General features: G+C 68.1%; 21 protein-coding genes. 12 read left to right on the forward strand and 9 right to left on the reverse strand.

The annotated features are described in order from the left end of the window. Positions 1-7: 7 nt before the first annotated feature. Together HGK34_RS01370 and HGK34_RS01375 are read right to left on the reverse strand one after the other, a co-directional pair. Complete coding sequence (locus HGK34_RS01370) at positions 8-1,279, reverse strand: ATP-binding protein (RefSeq protein ID WP_201844745.1); 1,272 nt, start codon at positions 1,277-1,279, stop codon at positions 8-10. A 253-nt stretch (positions 1,280-1,532) separates the two neighbouring features. After that, a complete protein-coding gene (locus tag HGK34_RS01375) occupies positions 1,533-2,696 on the reverse strand; it encodes an epoxide hydrolase family protein (protein ID WP_244666262.1) in 1,164 nt (387 codons plus the stop codon). 21 nt (positions 2,697-2,717) lie between these two features. Between HGK34_RS01375 and HGK34_RS01380 the strand changes: the two genes are divergently transcribed. Further along, the gene (locus tag HGK34_RS01380; protein ID WP_244666263.1) at positions 2,718-3,713 is read left to right on the forward strand and encodes a helix-turn-helix transcriptional regulator; all 996 of its coding nucleotides are present in this window, start codon (positions 2,718-2,720) and stop codon (positions 3,711-3,713) included. Positions 3,714-3,784: 71 nt separating this feature from the next. Here HGK34_RS01380 and HGK34_RS01385 read toward each other — a convergent pair whose 3' ends face one another. Both HGK34_RS01385 and xseA read right to left on the reverse strand, forming a co-directional pair. Beyond that, entirely contained in the window at positions 3,785-4,381 is a 597-nt protein-coding gene (locus HGK34_RS01385; RefSeq protein WP_201844746.1) for a DUF4328 domain-containing protein, read from the reverse strand. Between the two features lie 503 nt (positions 4,382-4,884). Further along, the gene (gene xseA, locus HGK34_RS01390) at positions 4,885-6,150 is read right to left on the reverse strand and encodes an exodeoxyribonuclease VII large subunit (protein ID WP_201844747.1); all 1,266 of its coding nucleotides are present in this window, start codon (positions 6,148-6,150) and stop codon (positions 4,885-4,887) included. Between the two features lie 198 nt (positions 6,151-6,348). Here xseA and HGK34_RS01395 point away from each other — a divergent pair, with 198 nt between their 5' ends. Beyond that, the gene (locus HGK34_RS01395; protein ID WP_307815640.1) at positions 6,349-7,371 is read left to right on the forward strand and encodes a 4-hydroxy-3-methylbut-2-enyl diphosphate reductase; all 1,023 of its coding nucleotides are present in this window, start codon (positions 6,349-6,351) and stop codon (positions 7,369-7,371) included. Between the two features lie 45 nt (positions 7,372-7,416). Here the strand turns inward: HGK34_RS01395 and HGK34_RS01400 are convergent, their stop codons facing one another. Next, entirely contained in the window at positions 7,417-9,036 is a 1,620-nt protein-coding gene (locus HGK34_RS01400; protein WP_307815642.1) for a DNA recombination protein RmuC, read from the reverse strand. 63 nt (positions 9,037-9,099) lie between these two features. Between HGK34_RS01400 and HGK34_RS01405 the strand changes: the two genes are divergently transcribed. From HGK34_RS01405 to HGK34_RS01420, 4 genes are all read left to right on the forward strand, one after another. Further along, positions 9,100-9,954 (forward strand): ABC transporter ATP-binding protein, encoded by an 855-nt coding sequence (locus tag HGK34_RS01405; RefSeq protein ID WP_201844749.1) that lies wholly within the window; start codon positions 9,100-9,102, stop codon positions 9,952-9,954. Further along, positions 9,936-11,555 (forward strand): hypothetical protein, encoded by a 1,620-nt coding sequence (locus HGK34_RS01410; protein ID WP_201844750.1) that lies wholly within the window; start codon positions 9,936-9,938, stop codon positions 11,553-11,555. The genes HGK34_RS01405 and HGK34_RS01410 overlap by 19 nt, the downstream gene beginning before the upstream one ends. 92 nt (positions 11,556-11,647) lie before the next feature. Further along, positions 11,648-12,733 carry a redox-regulated ATPase YchF gene (gene ychF, locus HGK34_RS01415; protein ID WP_201844751.1) on the forward strand — a complete coding sequence of 362 codons (1,086 nt, stop codon included), beginning with the start codon at positions 11,648-11,650 and terminating at the stop codon, positions 12,731-12,733. After that, the gene (locus tag HGK34_RS01420; RefSeq protein ID WP_201844752.1) at positions 12,726-13,094 is read left to right on the forward strand and encodes a zinc ribbon domain-containing protein YjdM; all 369 of its coding nucleotides are present in this window, start codon (positions 12,726-12,728) and stop codon (positions 13,092-13,094) included. The genes ychF and HGK34_RS01420 overlap by 8 nt, the downstream gene beginning before the upstream one ends. A 1,246-nt stretch (positions 13,095-14,340) precedes the next feature. On the opposite strand, the gene HGK34_RS01425 is transcribed toward HGK34_RS01420, so the two are convergent. The 4 genes from HGK34_RS01425 to HGK34_RS01440 form a co-directional block, all read right to left on the reverse strand. Next, a complete protein-coding gene (locus HGK34_RS01425) occupies positions 14,341-15,090 on the reverse strand; it encodes a DUF1990 domain-containing protein (protein ID WP_307815643.1) in 750 nt (249 codons plus the stop codon). 34 nt (positions 15,091-15,124) lie between these two features. Next, positions 15,125-15,433, reverse strand: a complete 309-nt coding sequence (locus HGK34_RS01430; RefSeq protein ID WP_201844754.1) for a hypothetical protein — start codon at positions 15,431-15,433, stop codon at positions 15,125-15,127. Beyond that, positions 15,430-16,665, reverse strand: coding sequence for a hypothetical protein (locus tag HGK34_RS01435; protein ID WP_201844755.1), 1,236 nt, complete (start codon positions 16,663-16,665; stop codon positions 15,430-15,432). The genes HGK34_RS01430 and HGK34_RS01435 overlap by 4 nt, the downstream gene beginning before the upstream one ends. Before the next feature lie 624 nt (positions 16,666-17,289). Then, positions 17,290-18,486: an NUDIX hydrolase gene (locus tag HGK34_RS01440; protein ID WP_244666264.1), complete on the reverse strand. Its 1,197-nt coding sequence runs from the start codon at positions 18,484-18,486 to the stop codon at positions 17,290-17,292. A 494-nt stretch (positions 18,487-18,980) separates the two neighbouring features. On the opposite strand from HGK34_RS01440, the gene HGK34_RS01445 reads away from it, so the two are divergent. The 6 genes from HGK34_RS01445 to HGK34_RS01470 all read left to right on the forward strand — a co-directional run bounded on the left by HGK34_RS01445 (position 18,981) and on the right by HGK34_RS01470 (position 25,110). Then, the gene (locus HGK34_RS01445) at positions 18,981-19,211 is read left to right on the forward strand and encodes a hypothetical protein (RefSeq protein WP_201844756.1); all 231 of its coding nucleotides are present in this window, start codon (positions 18,981-18,983) and stop codon (positions 19,209-19,211) included. A 480-nt stretch (positions 19,212-19,691) separates the two neighbouring features. After that, entirely contained in the window at positions 19,692-20,342 is a 651-nt protein-coding gene (locus HGK34_RS01450; protein WP_201844757.1) for a hypothetical protein, read from the forward strand. A gap of 106 nt (positions 20,343-20,448) precedes the next feature. Then, positions 20,449-21,084 (forward strand): flavin reductase family protein, encoded by a 636-nt coding sequence (locus HGK34_RS01455; protein WP_201844758.1) that lies wholly within the window; start codon positions 20,449-20,451, stop codon positions 21,082-21,084. A gap of 416 nt (positions 21,085-21,500) precedes the next feature. Beyond that, entirely contained in the window at positions 21,501-22,478 is a 978-nt protein-coding gene (locus tag HGK34_RS01460) for an ABC transporter permease (protein ID WP_244666307.1), read from the forward strand. 15 nt (positions 22,479-22,493) lie between these two features. Continuing rightward, positions 22,494-23,414, forward strand: coding sequence for a carbohydrate ABC transporter permease (locus HGK34_RS01465; RefSeq protein WP_201844760.1), 921 nt, complete (start codon positions 22,494-22,496; stop codon positions 23,412-23,414). 136 nt (positions 23,415-23,550) lie between these two features. Then, positions 23,551-25,110 carry an extracellular solute-binding protein gene (locus tag HGK34_RS01470; protein ID WP_201844761.1) on the forward strand — a complete coding sequence of 520 codons (1,560 nt, stop codon included), beginning with the start codon at positions 23,551-23,553 and terminating at the stop codon, positions 25,108-25,110. The last annotated feature ends 19 nt before the right edge of the window (positions 25,111-25,129 follow it).

Consider the following 25,129-nt stretch of genomic DNA (forward strand, 5'->3'; position numbering starts at 1 on the left):
GCCCGGGTCAGGGCCCGAGGAGCGCGAGAGGGATGACGGCGATGCCGTCACGGCGCCGGTAGACGTGCTCGCCGGCGTAGATGACCACAGCGTCGAGGAGGTCGTCGCCGATGCGGCCGGCGAGCCAGTTGAGGTGTTTGACGTCTGCGTCCTCGACGCGGTCGGCGAGCTTGACCTCGATGGGCAGAACTCGGCCGTCGGGGCGGACGACGACCAGGTCGACCTCGTGGTCTCCGTTGCGGGTCCGCAGGTGGTGTACGCGGGCTTCGGCAGCTTCGGCGTAGGTGTGCAGGCTGAGGGCGGTCAGGTGCTCGAACAAGGCGCCGAGGATGGTGCCTTCGGTGAGCTGAGGACTGCCCTGTTCGGCACGCAACAGAGCAGGTGCGTCCAGTCCGAGGAGTCGTGCAGCAAGGGCGGGGTCGGCGAGCTGGTGCTTGGGGGACCGGGCGAGGCGGTCGAGGTGGTTGTGGCTCGGGATCCATGGCGGGACCGGGTCCAGGAGCCAGAGGGAGGACAGGGCATCGCGGTAGGCGACCGTGGTCTCCTTTGCCGGCTTGTTGGCAAGGCCGGCTGTGGCGGCGTCCAGGATCTTGGAGTAGGCGGTCGTGCTGGAGCTCGCCGCGGCGTAGGCGGCGAGCCAGGCACGGAGTACCTCGGGCTTGCGCACGGGGTAGCCCTGCTCGGGGAATTCGCGCTGGGCGACGTTGGTCAGGTAGGCGTCGAGTTCCGCTCGGCGGACCCGGGCGGGCATCGGGCGGATGGCCGGAAACCCGGACGCGGTGATCTCTTCGACGTAGTCAGCCAGTCGGATGCTCGTGGATCCCTGGAAGCTCTCCCTCGTACCGTCCAGGAGTTCGGCGAGACTGACGGTGGGTGTCTCGATGGCGCGCTCGGCAAGACTGAGCGGTCGCATACGCATGGGCACGATCCGGCCGGCTCCGGAGTGCACGACGGCGCCGCGCGGTGCCGAACTGCCCGCAACGATGAAGTGTCCGGGTGGGGAACCGGCATCGACGGCGTGGCGGACGTGGTCCCAGACCTCGGGCAGGCGCTGCCACTCGTCCACGAGGACCGGGCCTGGAACGCTGGTCAGGATGCTCGCGTCTGCGGTGATGAGTTCCCGCTGGCGCGGCAGGCTCAGGTCGATCACCGAGGCGGCGCGTTGGGCGGCGGTCGCGGTCTTGCCCACCCCCTTGGGCCCGTGGATCGACAGGGCGCGCAGGTGCGGCTGCAACTGGTCAAGGGTGGAGTCGATGATCCGACGGCGATAATTGTTCACGTACCCTACTCTACCGATCGCAGATAGTTTAGTCTTCCAATCGCAGGAACACTACTCTGCGGATCGCCAGCGATCCATCCTGCGGTTCCGTGAGCGCGACGAGATCGAGGTGTCGCTGCACGCTGCCGGGTTCGACGCCGTCGAGGTGCGTGATCTGGCGTACGCGCTGGGCAAGGGCCGGCTGTTCGTCGCCCGAGCGGCGGCGTAGCAGGTAGGTGCCGCGCCGCCGCGAAGCGGTCAGGATCGGTGACGGTCAGGTCAGGTCACGGAAGAAGGCGCGGATGTCGTCCGCGAGCAGGCGCGGTTCCTCCATCGCGGGGAAGTGACCGCCTTCGGCGAACTCGTTCCAGTGGCCGATCGTGTTCCCCGGATCCATCACGCGGCGCAGGAGCGGGTGGGCGTCGAACACCGCCCATCCGGCCGGTACGTCGGACGGTGCGATCCAGCTCAGCCCCGAGTGCTCGGCCTCGTAGTAGAACTGCGCGCTCGACGCACCGCTGCGCGTGAACCAGTAGAGGCTGACGTTCGCGAGGAGCTGGTCGCGGTCGACCGTCTCGTCGGGCGTCCGGTACGCGTCGCCGTCCCAGGTCTTGAACTTCTCAGCGATCCACGCGAGCTGGCCGACGGGGGAGTCCACGAGTGCCGCGCCGATCGTGTCAGGACGGTGGTTCTGCATCTCGTAGTACCCGCGATCGGCGGCGCCTCGGGCGCGCACCACCTCCACCTGGGCGATCTCCTCGTCGGACAGGCCGTCGGGGTAGGGGAACTTCTCCCCGACCAGCCCGAGCGTCTGGCCGTCGCTGCCGATGTGCGTCCCGATGACTCGCTCGGGCGAGATCTCCGCGAGGCGGCCGGTGGTCCCCGACCCGATGTCGGTGCCGTGCGCCGCGAAGCGCTCGTACCCGAGCCGCGTCAAGATCTCGGCGTAGGCGTCCGCCGTCCGCGCCAGCTCCCAGCCGGTTCCGGACAGCGGCGTCGAGAACCCGAAGCCTGGCAGCGACGGGATCACGATGTGGAAGTCGTCGATGAGCAGGGGGATCAGCCGCTGATACTCGACGAAGGACCCCGGCCAGCCGTGGTTCAGGACGAGCGGCGTGGCCTCCGGGTTCGCCGAGCGCACGTGCACGACGTGGAACGTCTGCCCGTCCACCACGGTCGTGTACTGCTCGTACTTGTTCAGCGCCGCCTCGTGGACGCGCCAGTCGAACCCGTCGCGCCAGTGGTCCGCGAGGTCCCGGAGATACGCCAGCGGGGTACCGCGGCTGAAGTCGGTGTCGTCGTCCCGGCCCGGAACGGGGTGCGGCCAGCGCGTCTGCGCGAGCCGGCGGTGCAGGTCGTCGATCGCGGCCTGGGGGATGTCGATGTGGAACGGGGTGAGTGCGTTGTTCTCGGTCATGACACCGACGCTCTCAGCCATTGCGGCAGGCTTTCTTCCGCGATGGCTGACAGGATCGACGGCGTGATGGAGACATCGGCCCGCCTGCTCGAACTGCTGTCGCTGCTTCAACTCAGGCGTGACTGGACGGGTTCCGAGCTCGCCGATCGGCTCGGCGTGAGCACACGGACGGTGCGGGCCGACGTCGGGAAGCTGCGGTCACTCGGCTACCCGGTCGATGCACGTCCTGGTGTCGCGGGCGGGTACCGGCTGGCTGCGGGGACGGCGATGCCGCCGCTGTTGCTGGACGACGAGGAGGCGGTGGCCGTCGCGGTCGGGCTGGGGGCTGTGGCCACGAGCCGGCTGGGTGTGGAGGAGACCTCGCTGACGGCGCTGGCGAAGCTGGAGCAGGTGCTGCCCTCGCGTCTTCGCCGGCGCGTCGAGGCGGTGCGTGAGGCGACGAGCGTGGTCCCGGGGGCCGAGCCGCCGCTGGATCTGTCGGTGCTCGGCGTGGTCGCGGCCGCGGTGCGTGCCCACGAGCGGCTGCGGTTCGGGTACACGAAGCCCGGTGGCAGCGAAGCGGCGCGCCACACCGAACCGCAACGGCTGGTGAGCTGGGGGGCTCGCTGGTATCTGCTCGCGTGGGATCTCGACCGGGACGACTGGCGGGTATTCCGTGTCGACCGCATGATGCCGCGACCAGCGACGGGTGTGCGGTTCCGGCCGCGCATGATTCCGGAGGGCAAGGTCGTCGAGTACGTGGTTGCTCGGGTCAGCAGGGCGGCCTGGAAGTATCGGGCCCGGGTGCTGGTGCACGCTCCCGCCGCCGAGGTTGCCGCGAAGCTGTTCGTTCCCCTGGAGATCGAGGCGGTGGACGAGTCATCGTGCCGTGTCGAGCTGGGCTCGGACGATCCGGACCGGCTGGCGTTGTGGATGACGCAACTGGGGGCCGACATCGAGGTCATCGAGGGCGACGAGCTGGCGGAAGCCTTCGACCGGCTCGCCGACAGGTTCCGCCGCGCGGCGGGCAGCGCGGTCGCGCCCGGTCACCCTGCCTGACGCCGACGACCGCAGTGTGCTCGTCGCGGCGATCGGGTCCTGTGACGGGCTGATCGTGACGCGGGGTCGGGTCAGGCCGTAGCCGCCCAGGCTCGCTGCTCGAGGGAGATACCCCGGATGATCCTGATCCAGAGGACGCAGGCAGCGATCGCAAGAGCGGCGGTGACCGTCCCGGACGCGATGCCGATCTGCGGGTCGGTGCTGTCGTAGAACGTGACGCCCATGCACAACCAGCAGGCCCACCAGGTGCCGATACCCGCCGGCCGGAACGCGCCGGACGCGACACGGACGTCGCGCACCACCTGGTAAGGGAACCAGAGCGCGACCACCGGGACGATCCAGCCGAGCCAGGCCCAGATCCGCCCGCGGTCGTGCAGGTCCTCCGTGGTCATGGCCTCGGCGACCAACCGGCTGCGATGCAGCCAGAGACATGAGATGACGTACGTCGTCACGACGATGACTACCTCGAGCGGCGACGTCGCGAAGAAGCCGAACCGGAGGCCCGCCTGGCCCTGCACCCCGAAGGGGACCGCGTTCTGCGTCGTGCCGAGCAGCAGCCCGAGCGGCCGCACCGCCAGCATCAGGGTGTACGCAACGGCGACCACGATCGCAGCGTTCGTCAGCCGTGTCGGGACTGTCGGGAGGGGCCCTGCGGGCAGCGTGGTCATCGGCTCTCCTGGGCCGGCAAAGTTCATCGCCGACCAGGCTTCCCGGCACACCGTCGGACAACATAGCAGGATACGAGGTGCCCAGCGGCAGCCTGTCCCGGGACCGCTCGGTGGGCCATGTCCGAAGGCGCAGGGCGCCCAGCCCGGCCACGGGGCCTGAACTCGACCGGTTGCCCTTCGACGAAATCGCAGAAGACGGTGTGACATCCGCACGAGTCGCGCGTCTGGGAGACATGCAGGACACAGGTCAGTCCATCGGTTGTCCGGAGACACGTGCAGGGATGCGGGACTACCTCACGCATCAGGTGCCCCCCGGCCGCCGTCGTCGTATCGAGGACCACCTCGTCGGATGCCCCGGATGCATCCGGGAGTTCGTCCAGCTCCGAGAGTCCTGCTGGACGGCTGCCGCCGGCCGGCGTGCCGTCCTGACGGCGGCAGCCTAGACCCGGCCAGGCGCATCGCACCGTCCTGCGGTCGGTGCGGCTGACCCGTGTGCCCGGTGTTCAGTCCCCGATCGAGGTGATCCGTGCGCCGAGCGCGCCGTCGGCCAGGCGGAGGCTGACGTCGTCGCCGACCGCGACGTCGTCGGGTGCGCGGACCACGGAACCGTCCGCCCGCTGGACGACGGCGTAGCCGCGCTCCAGGGTCGACGCCGGCGACAGCGCACGCACCTGCGCCTCCAGCCGGCCGATCTCGCCGGACGCGCGCAACAGCAGCGCGTTGAGCGCGTGGCGTGCGTGCCCGATCGCCTGGGTGACCTCCTGAGCGCGCGACTCCAGCATGGTGTGCGGTGCGGCCAGGACGGGGCGTGACCTGACCCCGTCGAGCCCGTGCTGCTCACGAGCCAGCATCGCCGACATCGCGCCGCGTATGCGCTGCCGGGCCTGCGTCAGCCGCTGCCGCTCCTCCGAGACGTCGGGGACGATGCGCTTGGCCGCGTCCGTGGGGGTGGACGCGCGATGGTCGGCGACGAGATCCAGCAACGGGGAGTCCGTCTCGTGACCGATGGCGCTGACCAGCGGTGTGCGGCAGGCGGAGGCCGTCCGGACGAGCGCCTCGTTGGAGAACGGCAGCAGGTCTTCGACCGAGCCGCCGCCGCGCGCCACGACGATCACCTCGACGTCGTCCCGCTCGTCCAGTTCCTGGATGGCGCGGCTCACCTCGGGTACCGCGCCCACGCCCTGCACGGCGACCTCGCGGATCTCGAACCGCACCTGTGGCCAGCGGGCGCGCGCGTTGACGACGACGTCGTGCTCGGCCTTGGACTCGCGGCCGCACACCAGCCCGACGACGGCCGGCAGGAACGGCAGCGGGCGCTTGCGGTCGAGGTCGAACAGTCCTTCGGCGCCCAGTACCCGCTTGAGTTCCTCGATGCGGGCGAGGAGCTCGCCGATACCTACGGCACGGATGTCGTTGGCCTGCATCTGCAGGGTTCCGCGTTTGGTCCAGAACGTGGGCTTCGCGTGCACGACGACGTGGTCACCCTCGGTGGGGACCTTCGCCAGGCGTGCCATCGCGCTGCTGAAGATCGTCACGGGCAGGGACACGTCGCGATCGGCATCACGCAGGGTGAGGAACTGCATGCCCGAACCAGGACGCCGGCTGAACTGGACCACCTGTCCCTCGACCCACACGGGAGGCATCCGGTCGATGTATCCCTTGATCTTGTCCGACAGGACGCGCACCGGCCAGGGGCGGCTCGCGCTCGTGTCGAGCGCCTTCTCGGGGAGCGGCAGCGGGGCGGCGGTCTGGTCGGTCACGGGAACCATCCTGCACGCACTGGCTGACATGCGGGATGCCACGCGCTGGTTGTCCACAGGGACGTGGCTCGTGGACGGTGCATCTGCCCGTGACGGGCTCCGGTGATGGGGACGACGTGGGGCGGCCGTGCGCATCGTGAGAAGGGTCGACGACGTCATCGAGGTGCCCGGTCCAGGGGATGTCGCGGGGCCCATAGACTGGCGGACGTGACTTCCGGAACGTCCACCCTGACCAAGCGCGTCCTCCTCGCCGCCCCCCGCGGGTACTGCGCGGGCGTCGACCGCGCCGTCGTCGCCGTCGAGAAGGCCCTGGAGACCTACGGGGCGCCGGTGTACGTGCGCAAGGAGATCGTGCACAACAAGTACGTGGTGGAGACCCTCAGCGAACGCGGGGCGATCTTCGTCAACGAGACCGACGAGGTGCCCGAAGGCGCCCGCCTGGTGTTCTCCGCCCACGGCGTCTCGCCGGCGGTTCGCGAGTCCGCGGCGGCCCGCAGCCTCGACACCATCGACGCCACCTGCCCCCTGGTCACGAAGGTGCACAAGGAAGCGGTCCGCTTCGCGAAGGACGACTACGACATCCTCCTGATCGGCCACACCGGGCACGAGGAGGTCGAGGGCACCGCGGGCGAGGCGCCGGAGCACGTGCAGGTCGTGAACTCGCCGGACGAGGTCGACCAGGTCACCGTCCGCGACCCCGAGAAGGTCGTGTGGATCTCCCAGACCACCCTGTCCGTGGACGAGACCATGGAGACGGTCCGCCGGCTGCGGGAGAAGTTCCCGTCCCTGCAGGACCCGCCCAGCGACGACATCTGCTACGCCACGCAGAACCGCCAGGTGGCCGTCAAGAAGCTGGCGCCGGAGTGCGACGTCGTGATCGTCGTGGGATCGGCGAACTCGTCGAACTCGGTGCGCCTGGTCGAGGTCGCGCTCCAGGCCGGTGCGCGGTCGGCGTACCGGGTGGACCGTTCCTCGGAGATCGACGAGGCCTGGCTGGAGGGGGCGGCGACCGTCGGCGTGACCTCGGGCGCCTCCGTTCCGGAGATCCTGGTGCGCGACGTCGTCGACCTCCTGGAGGGGCGCGGCTTCGACGACGTGCAGGAGGTGCGGACCGCGACCGAGGACCTCATGTTCTCCCTGCCGCGTGAGCTGCGGGCCGGCCTCAAGGCCGCAGGCGCGGACGACAAGCGTCCCCGCAAGGAGACGCGACGAGAGCTTCCGCTCGCCTGAGGTGCGGCGTCGGCTCCGACGTCCAGCCCTCGGAGCCCGGCCGTCTCAGTTTCCGGTGGCCTGGGCCCGGCTCTTCTTCTCCACCTCGGCAAGGGCGCGTTGGTCGGTCGCGGCGAGTTCGGTGACCTCGACCTGCTGAACCACGACCGCGTCGAGGGCGTCAGGATCTGGAGACCGGTCGAGGATCGCCGCGCCCGCGCCGCTCGCGGGGCCCGAAGCACTTTCCTCGCGGCTCGCGGTGTCGCGTGCCGACTCGATCGCCACGACCCCGCCCTCGTCGGCGACCAGCAGCTCCGACCTCGTGATCGGGCGCGGTACCTCCTCGATCTCGCGAGGCTCGGCGATCGCGTCCTTCGGGTCCACGACCTCCAACGCGACCATCTTGCGGGCGGAGCTGAGCACGTTGCGCTCCAGTGAGCCGATGAGCTTGTTGTAGTCCTTGGTGGAGGATTCCAGTGACCGGCCCATCTTCGTCACGTGGCCGGTCATCGTCACGAGCCGCGAATGGAGTTCCTTCCCGACCTGGTGCACCTTCGCGGCGTTCTCCGCGAGTGCCTCCTGCCGCCAGGCGAACGCGACGGTGCGCAGCAGGGCGATCAGGGTCATCGGCGTGGCGAGGATGACGTTCTTCCGCGCGGCGTACTCCAGCAGATCGGGCTGCTGCTCGACCGCGGCCGAGAGGAACGCCTCAGCCGGAACGAACATGACCACGAACTCGGGCGCCGCATCGAACTGCGCCCAGTACTTCTTGCCGGCGAGCTCGTCCACATGCTTGCGCATGTGCTTCACGTGTGCGTCCAGCAGCTGCTCGCGGCGGTGCACGTCGTCGGTCTGCTGAGCCTCGAGGTAGCGGATGAACGCCACCTTCGAGTCGACCACCACGTTCTTCGCCCCGGCCAGGTGGATCACCATGTCCGGCCTCAGCACACCCGTGTCCGACGTGAACTGGTCCTGCTCGGTGAAATCCACCCGGTTCAACATGCCCGCGGCCTCGACAGTGCGACGAAGCTGCAGCTCACCCCAGGCTCCACGAACCTCCGACGTACGAAGTGCGGCCACCAGGTCGCTCGTCCCGCTGCGCAGCTTCGCCGACTCCTCGGTGACCTGTCGCAGCTGTTCGGTGAGCTGACCGTGCCCCTGCGCCCGTGCCTTCTCGGCTTCCTCGACCTGCGCGCGCACCTTGTCCATCACCCTGGACAACGGGTCCACCAGATTCTTGACTGCTTGCTCGCGCTGGGCGAGCTGCTCCTCGTTCTTCACCGTTGCGGTGGAGAGGCGCTGCTCCGCCAGGGTGAGGAACTGCTTGGTATTCGCCTCCAGAGCCTCGCCGGCGAGCGCCTTGAACTGCTCGGCGGCTCGTTCCTGCTCGATACGCGCGGCCGCCACCTGCTCGGCGGCACGATCCTGCGCCGCCCGGACATCGGCCTCGGCACGCTCACGGATCATCACCGCCTCGCGTTCGGCGGCCTCGGCCAGTGCGTTCAGGCGGGTGGATTCCAGCTCGGCATCACGCACGGCACGTGACGACCGGGCGGCATGAGACAGCCAGCCGACGACGACGCCGATGGCAAGCGTGAGGAGGATCCAGCCGATGTCCATGCCGCCAAGGCTGCCACGAGTCACCGACACGATCGCCGCGGACCCGCCCGCCCGGTTCGATCTCACGTCGGAGCCGCGTCATCCTGGCGGCGGATGCCAGGTGTCCGAGTCTCCGTCTACGTTGGCGCTATGACCCATCAGACCGGTCCTGGAACCGAGGCCCCCGTCGGTGGCGCGGCAGTCACGCCGTCGAACACGGTGGCACCCGTACCGACCCCGCCGCCGGATCCTGGCGCCGCGCTCAGCCTGCGCGGCCTCTGGAAGCGGTTCGGCCAGAAGATCGCCGTGCGGGCACTGGACCTGGACGTTCCCGTCGGATCCTTCTACGGTCTGGTCGGCCCGAACGGTGCCGGGAAGACCACCACCCTCTCCATGGCCACGGGTCTGCTCCGTCCGGACGCGGGGACCGTGCACGTGCGTGGCACCGATCTGTGGGCCCACCCGGTCGAGGCCAAGGCCACCCTCGGCATCCTGCCCGACGGCGTGCGCCTGTTCGACCGTCTCACCGGCCTCCAGCTCGTCACCTATGCCGGCCTCCTGCGGGGCATGGACCGTGACACCGTGGCCGACCGTGCCCGCAGCCTGCTCGCGGCGATGGACCTCGCGGCAGACGCCAACACCTATGTCGTCGACTACAGCGCCGGCATGACCAAGAAGATCGCCCTGGCCAGCGCCATGATCCACGCCCCGCGGGCCCTCGTGCTCGACGAGCCGTTCGAGGCCGTCGATCCTGTCAGCGCCGCCAACATCCGCGACATCCTCGCCGACTACGTCACCGGTGGCGGTACCGTCATCGTCTCCAGCCACGTCATGGATCTCGTGCAGCGCATGTGCGACCACGTCGCCATCGTCGGCGCCGGGCAGGTGCTCGCCGCAGGCACCGTCGACCAGGTCCGGGGTGACCAGACGCTCGAGGACCGGTTCGTCGACCTGGTCGGAGGCCGCACCCGAGCAGAGGGGCTCGAATGGTTGCGCACTTCCTGAAGCTCAAGCTCACGCTGCTCGGCAACACCCTGCGGCGCAGCGTGTGGCAGACCATCGGGCTCTGCGTCGCACTGCTCTACGCGCTCTTCGTCGTCGTGGGCCTGGTGTTCACCGCGATCGTCGGCGGAGGCATGGACCTGCTCCTCACCGGGCAGGTGATCACCCTCGCGGGTGCGATCACGGTCCTGTGCTGGTGGGTCATCCCCGTCTTCGTCTTCGGCGTCGACCAGACCCTTGACCCTCAGCGGTTCACCACGTTCGCGATTCCCCGTCGGACCCTCGTCGCCGGGCTCGCGCTCTCCGGTGTCATCTCCGTGCCCGGCCTGGCGACCACGCTCGCCGCCGGTGGCACGGCGTTCGCGTGGTGGCGCGAACCGTGGCTGATTCCTGTCGCCCTGCTCGGTGCGGTGCTCGGGATCGCGCTGTGTGTGGTCGGGTCACGGGCGGTCACCACGGTGCTCGCTCCGCTGCTGGAGTCGCGCCGGTACCGCGAGGTCGTGGCCGTCGCCGCGATCGTGCCGCTCGTGCTGATCGGGCCGGCGATCGGCTGGGCGAGCCAGGAGATCGGCGCCGTCTCCCACGAGACGAACGGTGGCAGCGTGACCGCGGACGGCTCCCTGCTCGCGGCAGTGCTGGCCCGCTTCGGTGAGCTCGCGGCATGGACACCGTTCGGCGCGCCGTGGTCGCTGCCCGTCGCCGTGCACGACGGCGCGTGGGGCGTTGCCCTGGCCCGATTCCTGGTCGCGGTGGGGACCCTCGCGCTGCTCTGGCTGATCTGGTCGCGTTCGCTCGCCCGAGCGCTGGTCACGCCGCCGGCCGGGGGAGGAAAGGGATCGAAGAGCAAGGGACTGGGCTGGTTCGGCCGCTTCCCCGCCACGCCGGTGGGTGCCGTCGCCGCACGCTGTACCACCTACTGGATCCGGGACCCGCGCTACGCGGCGGGCATCAGCATCATCTTCCTGATGCCGGTCATCCTGTGGCTGCCCACCCGCTCCTCGGGAAACGCCGAACTGCTGCTGCTGGCCGCGCCCGTCGTCTCCTGGGTGCTCGCGTTCAGCGTGTCGAACGACATCGGCTACGACTACACCGCCTTCGCCCTGCACGTCGCCACCGGGACGTCGGGGCGCGCCGATCGTTGGGGACGGGCCCTGCCCGTCCTGACCTTCGGCAGCGGCGTGGTGGTGATCGTCGCACTCTTGACACTTGCTCTCGCCGGCCGCTGGGACCTGACCGTGCCGTTGCTTGGGGTCTGCCTGGGGCTCCTCGGCCTCACACTCGGGGTGTCGAGCGCCGTGTCCGCGACACTGGTCTACCCGGTGGCGAAACCAGGGGAGAGCCCCCTCAAGTCGCCTCAGGGTGCGGCGCTGGCGACGATGCTCTCGCAGTTCCTGGCGATGGCCGTCGTCATGTTGCTGGCGCTGCCGTTGCTCGGCGTCGGGGTCTGGGCACTGGTCTCCGGCAGCGTGCTGGCGGGCTGGCTGACGCTGGCGGTCGGGCTCGCGGAGGGCTCGCTGCTGCTCGTCGCAGGTATCCGTGTGGGCGCACGTAGCTTCGACCGCCGTGCACCGGAGCTGCTCCAGGAGGTGCAGTCGTTCCCGTGACGGCGTGACGGCGCGGCGGGGACCACGGCGCGCCGCGCGGTCCGCAGGACGGATGGCACCGCCGTCCCCGCATGCCCGTAAACTTGCCCGACGTGGCTCTCACTATCGGAATCGTCGGCCTGCCGAACGTCGGCAAGTCCACCATCTTCAACGCGCTGACCCGCAACCAGGTGCTCGCGGCGAACTACCCCTTCGCCACGATCGAGCCCAACATCGGCGTGGTCCCGCTGCCCGACGCACGGCTCGGCAAGCTCGCCGAGATCTTCGGGAGCGAGCGCGAGCTGCCGGCCACGGTGTCGTTCGTCGACATCGCCGGCATCGTCAAGGGGGCGTCCGAGGGCGAGGGCCTGGGCAACAAGTTCCTCGCGAACATCCGCGAGGCCGACGCGATCTGCCAGGTCACGCGCGCGTTCGTGGACCCCGATGTGGTGCGCGTGGACGGTTCGGTGGACGCTCCCGGCGACATCGAGACCATCTCCACCGAGCTGATCCTGGCCGACCTCCAGACTCTCGAGAAGGCGCTTCCGAGGATGGAGAAGGAGGTCAAGATCAAGAAGGGTGACCCGGTTCTCTTCGCCGCCGCGAAGAAGGCGCAGGAGATCCTCGAGGCTGGAACCACCCTGTACCAGGGCGCGGCGGAGGCCGGCCTGGACCTGTCGGAGGTTGCCTCCCTCCAGCTCCTCACCGCCAAGCCGTTCATCTACGTCTTCAACACCGACGACGCCGGCCTCGCCGACACGGCCTCCCAGGAGGCACTGCGCAAGCTCGTCGCGCCCGCGGACGCGATCTTCCTGGACGGCAAGTTCGAGGCGGACCTCGCCGAGCTGGAGCCGGACGAGGCCGCGGAGATGCTCGAGGAGACCGGCCAGACGGAATCCGGGCTGGACAAGCTGGCGCACGTCGGCTTCCACACCCTCGGGCTGCAGACCTACCTCACGGCCGGTCCCAAGGAAGCGCGTGCCTGGACCATCCGCAAGGGCTGGACCGCACCGCAGGCCGCCGGCGTGATCCACACGGACTTCGAGAAGGGCTTCATCAAGGCGGAGGTCATCTCCTTCGACGACCTCGTGGAGACCGGCTCCCCGCAGGCCGCCAAAGCGGCGGGCAAGGCCCGTATCGAGGGCAAGGACTACGTGATGGCCGACGGCGACGTGGTGGAGTTCCGGTTCAATGTCTGACGAGAACGCTGTTCCGCCCTGCCCCGAGTGCGGCAGTGAGTACACCTACGAGGACGGCGCGCTGCTGACCTGCCCGATGTGCGGGCACGAGTGGGCTCCGTCGGACTCGTCGTCGGACGCGGGGGAGCCCGCCGCGCGGGTGGTTCGCGACGCCGTCGGGAACGTCCTGGCCGACGGCGATACGGTGACCGTCGTCAAGGACCTGAAGGTCAAGGGCGCGGGAGGCGGCTCGATCAAGGTCGGTACGAAGGTCACCGGCATCCGGCTGATCACCGACGGCGTGGGTGACCACGACATCGACGCGAAGGTGCCGGGCTTCGGGCAGATGCAGCTCAAGTCGGGCGTGGTGAAGAAGGCCTGAGAGGTGCTTGATCGGCAAGCAGACCGCGTTCAGGCGGCGATCGATGGCCGCAATCCGACCGTGCTCGCCGAACTCGATGCGTCATTCGCCGTCATCGGCGACGTGCAGCGGCTGCCGGGAGACGCCTCCCCGGTCCGCAGCCAGTCCGCAAGAAGTCCGCACTCCGCCGTCGGACCCCACACACGCCAACGGCTGGGATCGTTGCAATTCCAACGATCCCAGCCGTTCCCACCTCCAACCCGCACCTACCGTTTCCCCAGGACGACGTTCCGGTTCAATGCAACAACTTGAGGGTCGTGCTGCCGGACTCGACACCACGTCGCCCGGCCGACGCTGGACGGCCTTGGCTGGGGTAGTTGCCGTTGGTCAGGGCCTTGCTCGGGCGCACGCGAGCGCTCGACGACTTTGGGTCGGTTTGCGCACAGCACCGCCTTCCTTGGCCGCGATCGTTGGGCTCGGCGTACACGGTGGTGGTCCAGTTCGGCATCCAGTACCTGATCCGGCTGCTTCGGTCCCACGTGGCATCTTGCGCTCGTCGTTAGTCGTCGAGCATGAGTGGAGCGCCTGAGAGTAGTCGGCTCCCGGCAGCTGATTCCGATGCTGCGGTCCGCTTGGGCGGGTCACGAGTTCGATCGCGGAGATGGTCGCCGAATTGGGGCGCGGGGTGAAGCTCACGTCCGAGTCGGCCAAAGCGATCGCCGCGTTCGGTCTGACCGAGATGGACGTCCCTGGCGTCGACGCGATGTGGGACGGGCTGATGTCGGTGACGAAGTCACGGCTTCGCTGTCCGACATGGCTTCGGACACCAGCGCATCCGCGTGGCGGGGAAGTACTCGTCCGATGCTCGGGTGCGGGAGGCGTGCCATGTAGGCATCTTCCCACGTGGGCGTCCTATCCGCAGCTAGGGGGTGGAACGTTGGTCGCTGCCAGTACGGAACTTTGGTCGTACACCTCGTGGACCTTTGGCCAGGGTGTTCGTGGAACGTTGGTCGCGCAACGAGAGCCGACATCTGATCCGATCGGAAAGGTGTTGCATGGCGGCGTAATGCGGGTCAAGTCCATCTCAGGGGGGTATCGATGAAGGTCAGTGTCATTGGTGAAGAAGGCGACGTGGTGGAGTTCCGGTTCAACGTCTGATACCCGGGGTTGCGCTGCAGGTCAGGTGTGGTTTAGCGAGTGCTGGTCCGCTGGCTCGCCCCTGGCGACGCCGGCGTTCTAGCTCACGCCGAGGTGATTCGTCGAGTGCTCATTGACTGTCGCGCCGGAGTGCGCGGAGGTAGCGGCGTCGGTAGATGCGCTGGGCGATCAGGATCACGGGAAAGAGCGCGCGCCACGGTCCCCGGCCGGCGCGCGTGAGGGACCGCAGCGTCAGGCTCACGTTCCCGTCGTCGTCCCGGCTGACGATGAACGCTTCCTCCCCGGAGACCGGATGGCCTGTCAGGGTGCCGTAGGCAAGCGCGGCCCGGCGGCTGCTTGTGACCGTCGCGACGACCTCGACGGGCTCCCGCACGTGGATGGGCCCGATGCGTGCGAGGAGCCAGTAGCGTTCCCCTTGGCGCGCGACGCGGCCTTCCTCCAGGGGTGGGTCGACGGTGAATCCGCTCCGCGTCTTGATGCCCCAGGAGAGGGCCGCCGTTGAAGCCGTATTCCAGAGATCGGTTCCGGAGCCGAGCCGGACGGTGCGTTCGTACGCGCGCCATCCGTCGGGTGGCTGCCACCGCTCTGCGCCTGGCGCCGTGCCGCCCACGACGCTGTAGCCGGGGTCCCGTTGGTTCAGGTGATGCTCTGCCAGAAACTTCAGGCCATTCGCGACGCCGCCGGCTGCGGTGATGGCAGACCTCACGGCGAGTTCCTCGGCGGGAGTAAGTGCGAAGGCCACGTTGGTGCCGGTGTCGTTCGCGTCCCAGATGTGCTCGCCGCAGGAGCTGATTCCCGTGCTCCCGATGCTGAACGGAGCGAGCGCGTGCACACCGCCGTCGTTCCCTGCCTCATCCACGCTGCACATCCTGTCCCAAGGCGGTCGGCCTCAATCAGATCCGGTCGGCATCCCGCAGGAGGCGACGCACAGCGGCGAGCGCGACCCCTGAGACCATGATGAAGCCGACGGTCCAGATGAGACCCCGCCCGATCGCCGCTGCGAAGTTCTCGCCGACCGGGCCGTTGTATCCACGGTGCTCCAGAACATGCCAGAGTCCAGGCGGCAGGATGCCGAGCTTGTAGGTCTTCCAGGGGAGGTCCTGGGAAGCCCCGATGAGCATGAGCGCGATGCCGAGCGTCGCCAGGATGCCCTTCGTCCGGCCTGCCGTAGCCCGTGCAGGAGCGCTCTGATCGGCCGTCATGCCGTTCCGCCGGTGGTGAGGGCGGCCTCGATCTCGGAGCGACTGCAGGTGAGCCCGTGGCGGGCCAAGGCGCCTGGGATCGTGCTCATCCAGGAGTCGTCCGATTTCCAGATCGGCAGGACTGCTCCCAGGACGTGCTGCTGCACCGGTTTCAGGCGGTCCAGCGTGATGTTGGCCGCGTGGTCTGCGCCGGGGAACGCGCTGGACAGGATGGCGTCGAGCAAGTGGTCGCGGTTGAAGCTGGAGGCGGTGAGCGGAAGCCGGTCGGCAAGATTCCTGATGTCTGCCGCGGTGAGCCAGTGTCTGATCGAAGCCAGGCTCTTGGCGGCATAGGACCCGATCCAGCCGTCATGAATCCGAAGGTCGGGCACATCCGGGTGCACGGTCGACTCGATGAGGATGTCGATCGTTGGGCGGCCTGGTGACCTGGAGTCGGCTGCGGAAGCTCGGGCGAGCGCTGTTGCCGCGCCCCAACGCACCAGCGGCCGCTGATCGTCGAGAAACCGTGCCGCACGGGCAAGCGTCGCGGACGGGCCGGCGAGTAGTCCGTGAGCGATGAGCACGGCTGTCAGCGCGTGCTCGTCGGTCTCGACGTCGAGGCGCTCGGCGATGAGCGGCACCGTCCGCGCGGCGGACTCGGGGAACATGCCGATCAGGTAGGCGACACGCGCGCGTTCGACGCTCCGGTGCGATCCAAGGAGCCGACCAAGGCGGGGCAGCGCGTCTCGCGCCGCGTCGTAGGCAGCGATGGTGTCGGGGCTCGTGGCCAGGCCGCTGAACGGATTGCGGAGCCATAGCTCACGCTCCCGGCCACGCTTCATCTCGCTGTCTGCCCACTCTGTCGCGCCAGCAATCAGCGCCTCGCGCTCTGCTTCCACCTGCGCGGCCTCATCCCGCCACTCGGCGATCGGCACCCCCGTCGGCAACCGGTCGTTGTCGATCCCGACCGCCAAGGCGCAGAGGAAGTCCAGCAATCTCTCGCGGTCGAGCGTCTCCGGAGCCAGAACAAGTTCTGCGACGAACCGCGCGACGGGAGCGGACGCTGAATACCTGCTGCCCTGATGTGTCACAGAACTACCTAGGTGTATCAGCGCGGCGTGCCGAACCTGTGCGTCCCGGCTGCGCAACGCGCGCAAGTTGGCCGGTACGTCCTTGGCCGCGCCATACGCGTGGACCAACCATTCCCACTCGACCTCGTTCAGACCCGCCAGCGGATCGACCTGTGCCACCACGTCCGGCAGCCTATCGGCGGTAGCTCACGTCAATGCGGACTTCCTGACTCCAGTCGTCGTCGGCTTGCACGCATCAGTTGGCTCTCTACGCTCTCCTGCCAACCGCTGGGAGCGGCGGGAGCACGAGGCCGCGCAGTCCGCAAGAGGCCCGCAACCCGCCGCCGGACCCCACACACGCCAACGGCTGGGATCGCTGCAATTCCAACGATCCCTGCCGTCCCCGCCTCCGACCGGCCTCCACCGTTTCCCTTGGACGCCGTTCCGGTTCAACGTCTGATGCCGGAGGCATGGAACGGCCGGAGGCCGTGGAGGGTGAAGCCCGCGACGCCGGACGTCTTGACGGCCTTCCGCAGCATGTCTGGACGGCCGTCGGCAAGCACATCGACCTCGATGTCGACACCTCTCGCGCTTCGAGCGCGGCCTGATCTCATGGCCGGGCGCCATGTCCGACGCGGAGCTGACCTTCTGGCCCAGGCGAAGCGGTGCGCCGCACATCCCTCTGAAGGTTGGGCTCCGCAGTCGTTGCTGACGATGCGTCGCGGACGCCGGTGAGTGTCTCAAGCACCAGCCCTTGGGATGCCCGAGATCCGGACGGTTTGATCCTGAACTGCCGGAGACCTGCTGCTACGCGAGGTCCAGACCAGCTTCGGCGAGCAACGCGCCACGGTTCGTCTGCAGGAACATCTTGAGCGCTGAGGGCACCAGCCGGATCCGGTCGAGGCTGTTGCCGTCGTTTCGCAGGTTGATCAGCTCGACGTCGTAGGAACCGCGGTCGGGCTTGTCGAACTCCGGACCGTGCCGCAACGAGACGTCCATCGTCTTGAGCCTGGCGAGGAAGTAGTGGTGGGTGGCGAACCCCTCCTCACGCGGTCGGGCGGTGAAGTACACCTGCCGGACGAGTGACGCGGTCGCCCCGAGCTCCTCATGCACCTCGCGGAGGCAGGCTTCTTCGGTGTCCATGTCCTCAGGCTCTACGCCGCCGCCGGGAGTCACCCAGTAGGGCTCATCCGGCCGATCCGGGAGGGTCCTCTTGATCAGCACGAGCCGACCCTCGTCGTCGAGCAGGATCGCCCGCGCCGCACGACGCACCACCACCGCGGGAGCGTCCAGGAGCAGACCGGTCCGGTCTCGAATGGGGGCTGTGCGCCGGTAACCCTCGAACAACGGACCACCCGCCACGGCGAGGGTTTCTTCGGCAAGCCCGACCACAGTGGCCTCGTCGTCGCGAGCTGCGAGCCACCGCTCTGACCATGCCGGAGCCCAGGACCGCAGCTCACGCAGGAGCCATTTGCCACCCCCGTCCCAGCGCCCGGCCGCCGCCAGGGCGAGGTGTCCGGTCCGTTCCCAGACCAGTTGCCGCGTGATCGTCGCCTCTCCGGCGTCGCGGGCGTAGGCCAGGTCATCGAGCAGATCGGTCAGACCGTACCGCAGGTCCTCCACGCTCATGTCCGACGGGATTCCGGGTCCAGCTTCGAGCAGCGCCCGGCACTCATCCTGGAGCGGAGCGTGTGCGCCGTCGGCGCCGGCAATCTGGACGCCAGTCGCGATCATCCGCACGAGGGTCGGCTTGCGCTTGCCGGTTTCGTCCTGGAGGAACCAGCGGTGCCCGGTCTCAGAGTTCGCGAACACCTCCACCGGCCACCCGTTCCAGCGCAGCGACTCACGGTGCCCGGCCGAGTAGTCCGGAAGGCACACCACGATGTCCAGGTCGGAGCCCGCGGTGCGCGTGTGCTCGTCGAGGACGGAGCCCGTGAGCAATGCCCACAGAGCGTGCGGGTAACGGTCGGCGACAAGGGCGGCGGCATCGGTGATCGCGTCCATGCGCGCGATCGTCTCCCGCTGACGCCGCTTCCGACCAGGGCAATATGCGAGCTGCCAACCCAGCATTCTGCGACCTGTACTGGTACTCGCCGCAGAATCCCCTACCTTGTACCTGGGCAACCGTGAACCCGTGCCCGAGAAGCCTTCGTGGAACCTCATCGCGCGTATGCTCCACGCCGCGACCATCCCCGAGTAGAAGGGGCGCAGCGTAGACCGTCGCCAGCTTCAGGATGCGTTCCACGAGATCGATCAGGTCGCCACCGGTCATGTCGTCTTCGTATTGGACGAGACCTCGTGATGAGTACCTGTACTTCGGCATCGAGGGCAACCATCCGATCATCAGCGTGGCCTCGCGGTGATCGCGGAAACGCATCGGCGTCGTCTCGCGAGACTCGTCGGCCGGCGCCTCACTCGGGCGTCGCTGCTCCAGCACGACAAGTACCCACTACGTCGCCGAGCACGACGTCCCGCAGGGCTCCTTCGAGGGATTCTTCATGGCGACCATCCCCGCCGTGGAGGACATCGTGAACGTGGAGCTTGAGGTCCCCGGAGAGATCTCCTGGGACGAGGTCGCGACCGAGGACACGCCCGCCGTCAGTCCTGCTGGTACCAACCGCCAATGGCTGCGAGGTGTCGTCGAGGCCGTCGAGCTCGATGGCGTCATGGTCCTGCGCTCAGGCGTCGGCCTCACCATGCTGGACCAATGGGTCGATGCGGTGGTCTGAGAGCGATATCGGCCCGTCCATGCCGCCACTGACCCCGGTGATGGCAGGGCTGGCGGCCAGTTCGCCGGCAGGAGTGACCGCGCCTCCGATCGCCGCCTCAGTGCTCGCCCGGCCGACGTCGTCGCCCGGGCAGGACCAACGCGTGTCGTCGCCCTCAGCCGCTCTATTCATGGCCGAGATCTTGCCTCACTGTGAGATTCACGGTCGCGCCGAGCCTTCAGCAGGCCCGCCTCAGCAGGCGCGCCGCTGATCGTGCGCAGCAAGCTCCGCCGGGTCCGTGTCACAGGCGGGACGATCTGGTGTCGATCGGCGCCGCTACGGCTCGATCTGCCGGAGCACGCTGACCGGGAGCGCGCACGGGCCCGGTGTCGGCTCGGGATCGACCAGGGGCTTCATGACCAGCAGAAGATCAGTGACGCAGTATCGTGCGGCAGTCCGGCCGCATACCGCGGCACCGATCCCGGCGGAGGGGAACAGCAGGTGGACCTCGTCATCGGCCTGTGTCTCTGGGTCGTCTATCTTGCCGGCTGGACCGCCATCCGTGGCGCGACCGCGCACACGCCCCAGGAGCGGCTTCCTCGGCCCACGCCCTGGGGCATCGGCCTGTTCGCCGCCGTGGCGGCACCATCGCTTCTTCAGTTCGCGCTGCCCGGGCTGTACGACGCCGGCCGGCGCGACGTCGCCGCGATCGCGGACGGGGAGTGGTGGCGGTTCCTGACCTCGCTGGTGCTACAGGACGGCGGCTGGCTGGGCACTGCCTTCAACCTGGTCACCCTGGCGATCTCCGTGGCGCTGGTCGGGACGGTCCTGCGTGGTCCGGTCATGGTCGCGGGGTTCCTGGTCGGGGGAGTGGTGAGCAACGTCCTGACTGTCGTGCTCCTGGGGGAGTCCGGCGCCGGCAACTCCATGGCGACCCTGTTCCTCGTGGCGGCCACCGCGATCCTGGCCTGGTTCCGTGTCGGGCGGGGGCGTACCGGGCGAGGGCGTGGTGGTGCCTTGCCCGTGGCAGCCCTGACGGCGGGCGCCGTCGTCCTGCTGGTCCTGCATGATCAGCACGGGCTCGCCGTCACGTCGGGCATCCTCGCCGGGGTCGCCGCCGCGCTCGCCGTGCGGCGGTCGGCCGACGCCTGACAGCGCGGACGGGCGTCGACAGGTCCCGGTCCGCCATGCGTCGTCCGGGGGACGCCGCGGCAGATTCCCGCCAGACCGGTGCGCCGGGGGCGGACAGGGTGGTGCCATGCACCGCACCATCGATCTCAAGGTCATGTACTTCGGCACGCCCGTCGTGCTCGTCTCGACGCGAAACCCGGACGGTTCGGCGAACCTCGCGCCGATGTCCTCCGCGTGGTGGCTCAACGGCTACTGCGTGCTCGGCTTCGGGAACTCGGCCAGGACGGCCCAGAACCTCCGCCGTGAACGGGAGTGCGTGCTGAACCTGGTGCCCGCGTCGATGGTCGACGTCGTGGACCGCCTCGCGCTCACGACGGGGAATCCCGGCATGTCCCCGGGCAAGGCAACGATGGGGTACGAGTACGTTCCGGACAAGTTCGCGCGTGCAGGCCTGTCGGAGCAGGCGTCGGAGCTGGTCGGGGCGCCGCGGGTGGCCGAGTGCCCGATCCAGCTCGAGGGCGCCGTTGTGCGGGAGAACCCGCTCGGCACCTCTGACTCGGGTGCCACCACGTTCCACGTCCGCGTGCTGCGCAGCCATGTCGCCGATGAGCTGGTGCTTCCTGGTACCCACTACGTCGACCCGTGGGGCTGGGATCCGCTCGTCATGAAGTTCTGCGAGTTCTTCGGCGGCGGCTCGCGCGTCCGGCCGTCACGTCTCGCCGAGGCCTGGGAGATGCCCCATCCGGAAGAGGTCGCGCCCTGAACGCTTCCGCTCGTTGCTCAACGCCTCGGCGGCGATGCCCTCGATCGAACGCGAGCACCTGTCGGCTCGGCGCATGTTCCCGAGCAGGTCGGCGGGGGGTGATTGATTGGGCGTCCGCTCCCTCCCCAGGGCGGACGCCCGGCGACGCGAGACGTCTCGCGGCGTCTGGCGTCACCGGCTGCCGCGTCTCGCGAGGCCTGTGGCCTGCCGCATCGCGAGAGAGCGCCGCACACCGGGCGGTTCGTCGGCGTCCCGCGGCGACAGCAGCCAGATGTTAACGTGAACATCGTAATCGTTCTGTGACCTCAGATCGTTGTGGGGAGTTTTTACAACGGTTACATTTAGCCGCGTTGCAACCCTGGAGGCGCCGGCAGCGAGGCGGGCGTCCGACCGCAAGGAGGCGGCTGGCCGTGGTGATGCAAGCGAGCGTGGCGACCCCGCCGCGCGTTGGACAGCACGAGATCGTGCGGACGCGGCGTCGAAAGACGCTGCTCGGCAGGATCGTCCAGCACAGGGTGCTGCTCCTGATGTGCCTCCCGGCCATCGCCTTCTTCGTCGTCTTCAGCTACGCCCCGATGCCCGGGGCCTGGATCGCGTTCACGAACTTCAACTACCGGGACGGCATCTTCGGCAGCCCGTTCGTGGGGCTGCGGAACTTCGAGTTCCTGATCAAGTCGGGGCAGCTGTGGCTGCTCACGAAGAACACGATCCTCTACAACGTGGCCTTCATCGTCCTGGGGAACATCCTGCAGATCGCGCTGGCGATCATGCTCAACGAGATCAGGTCGAAGTACTTCAAGAAGATCAGCCAGGCCGTGATGTTCCTGCCGTACTTCATCTCCGTCGTCCTCATCGGTGTCATCGCCTTCAACCTGCTGAACTATGACACGGGGGCCCTCAACGCACTGATCGAGCAGACCGGCGGCGACCCGATCAAGATCTACAGCATCGCCGGCGCCTGGCCGATCATCATCGTCCTCTTCCAGCTCTGGCAGAGCACCGGGTACGGCTCCATCGTCTACTTCGCCGCGATCATGGGCATCGACAACTCCCTGTTCGAGGCGGCCGCCATCGACGGCGCCTCGGCCTGGCAGCGGATCCGGTACATCATCCTGCCGAGCCTCAAGCCGACGTTCATCATTCTCCTGCTCTTCGCGCTCGGCGGCATCATGCAGGGCAACTTCGGCCTGTTCTGGAACCTGGTCGGGAACAATGCCGCTCTCTTCCAGACGACGGACATCATCGAGACCTCGGTGTACCGGATGATCATCTCCCAGAACAACTTCACGTCGTCGACGGCGGTCGGTCTGTATCAGTCTCTGTTCGGATTCGCCGCGGTCATGCTCTGCAACTGGATCGTCCGAAGGATCAATGAAGACTATGCGTTGTTCTGACAGGAAGAGTGCGAAATGAGTCACGTCGTCGCGGCAAAGGGGCCGCGCAAGGTGAGGGCCGACCGGAGCGACTACCTGCTTCGAGGTTCGTCCTACCTCACGGTCACGGCGTTCGCCGCCTTCTGCGCCCTGCCCTTCATCCTGATCGTCTCGGCCTCCTTCTCCAGCGAGTCCGCGATCATGCGGGAAGGCTTCGGCCTGCTGCCCAAGGATTTCACGTTCGCCGCCTACGAATACATCTTCCGGGCACCCCGGCAGATCATCGGATCGTACGTCGTGACGGTCGTGATGACGGTCGCGGGCACCTCCCTGGGGCTGTTCATCATCGCCATGACGGGCTACGCGCTGCAGCGCAAGGACTTCCCGTTCAGGAACCAGATCTCGTTCTTCATCTACTTCACGACGCTCTTCTCCGCGGGGCTGGCGCCGACCTACATCTGGATCTCGCGGTACCTCGGGCTGAGAGGAAACTATCTGGCGGTCTTCCTCCCGCTCCTGATGACCCCGTGGCTCATCATCCTGATGAAGAACTTCATGCGGACCGTGCCGTACGAGATCGTCGAGTCGGGAAAGGTGGACGGAGCCGGCGACTTCAGGATCTTCTTCCGGCTCGTCCTGCCGATGATGAAGCCGGCGCTGGCCACGATCGGGCTCTTCCTGGCACTCGGCTACTGGAACGAGTGGTACCTGTCCTCCCTGTATCTCGGCAGCACGGTGGAGTTCAAGCCGTTGCAGTACCACCTGTACAACATCATCAACACCGCGAACGCGCTGAGAAACTCCGTGGCCGGCTCCAACGTCAGCATCACCGAGCTGCCGAGCAACACGCTGAAGATGGCCAGCGCCGTCGTGGCCACGGGGCCCATCGTGCTGCTCTACCCGTTCGTCCAGAAGTACTTCGTCAGCGGGATCACGGTCGGGGCGGTCAAGGGCTGACCGCCGGTTCCGACGCGTGACCGCCGCCCCCGGTGAGCGGCCGTCGCCCGGGCAGGTGACCGCCACCCGCACGGCTGCCCGCACCACTCGTCCCTCAGGAAATCTGCAGTACCGACACATCGATGGAGTCTCAATGATGAGAAATGCTCTCGCCAGGATCGGGGCCGCCACCCTTGCCCTGGCCATGACCACGACGGCCCTCGCCGCCTGCTCCCCGAGCGAGGGATCGGAGTCGGGAGACCCGACCACGATCACCATGCTCGTGCTCGGCGACAAGCCCACCAACGGCCGTCTGGAGGCCATGCTGGACAAGCTCAACGAGCGGCTGGAGGCCGAGGCGAACGCCGACCTCGAACTGTTCTACGTGGAGTGGGCGGACTGGCAGACGCAGTACAACACCCAGCTCCTGTCCGGTGACGACAGCATCGACCTGATCACCACGGCCACCGACTGGCTCTTCGCGTGGGAGAACGCCGAGAAGGGCGCGTTCCTGCCCCTGTCGGAGGAGATGCTGCAGGAGAACGCGCCGCGTACCTGGGAGCAGGTGAACGCCGACGGCCACTGGGACCTGACCAAGCTCGACGACGGGCAGATCTACTTCATCCCCGAGGACAACTACACCCAGTACACGAACCACGGCTTCTTCTACCGTGGTGACTGGGCCGCCGAGGCGGGCATCCCGGACGGCACCATCACCAAGTTCGAGCAGTTCACCACCTACTTCGAGTGGGTCAAGGAGCACCAGAAGGATGCGTATCCCTGGGACATCGCAGGGGCCAACGACGCCGCTCTGACGGGTTACCTCCAGGGACACACCGACGGCCAGACGATCCAGCAGATCAGCGCCGGCAACTACTTCCCGTTCCAGACCACAGAGGCGGACCCGTACACGGTGACGTCCTGGTACATGGAGGGCGACGAGCTCCTTCAGGCCGCCGAGCTCGCCAAGAAGTGGAACGACATCGGCGTCTGGCGTGAGGACGCGCTGAACTACGACGGCGACACGCGCGAGGAGTTCTACGCCGGCCTCTCCGGCGCGGACCAGCACCACACGCAGACGTTCGTCACCCAGATCGTCGACAACATGACCAAGAAGCAGCCCGGGTCCGACCCGAAGTTCTTCTACTGGGGCCAGGAGAACGGGAACGTCTTCAAGGACATCCTCACGCACGGTGCCATGGCCGTGAACGCGACGTCGAAACACCCGGAGAAGGCGCTCGAGGTCTACGACATCGTGCGCAACGACGAGGAGGCCTACAAGCTCCTCAACTTCGGCATCGAGGGCACCGACTACGTGGTCACGGACGACGGCGAGCTCGCCTACCCCGACGGCTACGACTCGTCCACCGACGCCCTGGGCTCGAACTTCTGGGCGGGCCGCATGGACGACTTCGAGCTGGACAAGGTCACCGACGCCCCGAACAAGGGCGAGATCTACGCGGACCTCGACGCGGTCGCGAAGGAGTACCCGTACTCGACGCTCATCGTGAACAAGGACATGATCGATCCCACGCTCGCGGCCATGGGCGGTGTGCTGTCGGAGTACCTCCCGCAGCTCCAGTACGGCAAGTTCGACGACCCGGCCGCCGCCATCGAGGAGATGCGCCAGAAGCTGCGCGACGCCGGCTACGAGGACGCGCGCGAGTCCATCCAGTCCGACATGGACGCCTGGGCCTCCGAACGCGGCCTGAAGTAGCTCCGACCCACCCCGCTGT

Origin of the sequence: Myceligenerans indicum (assembly GCF_016742955.1) — a bacterium.
GTDB lineage: Bacteria > Actinomycetota > Actinomycetes > Actinomycetales > Cellulomonadaceae > Myceligenerans > Myceligenerans indicum.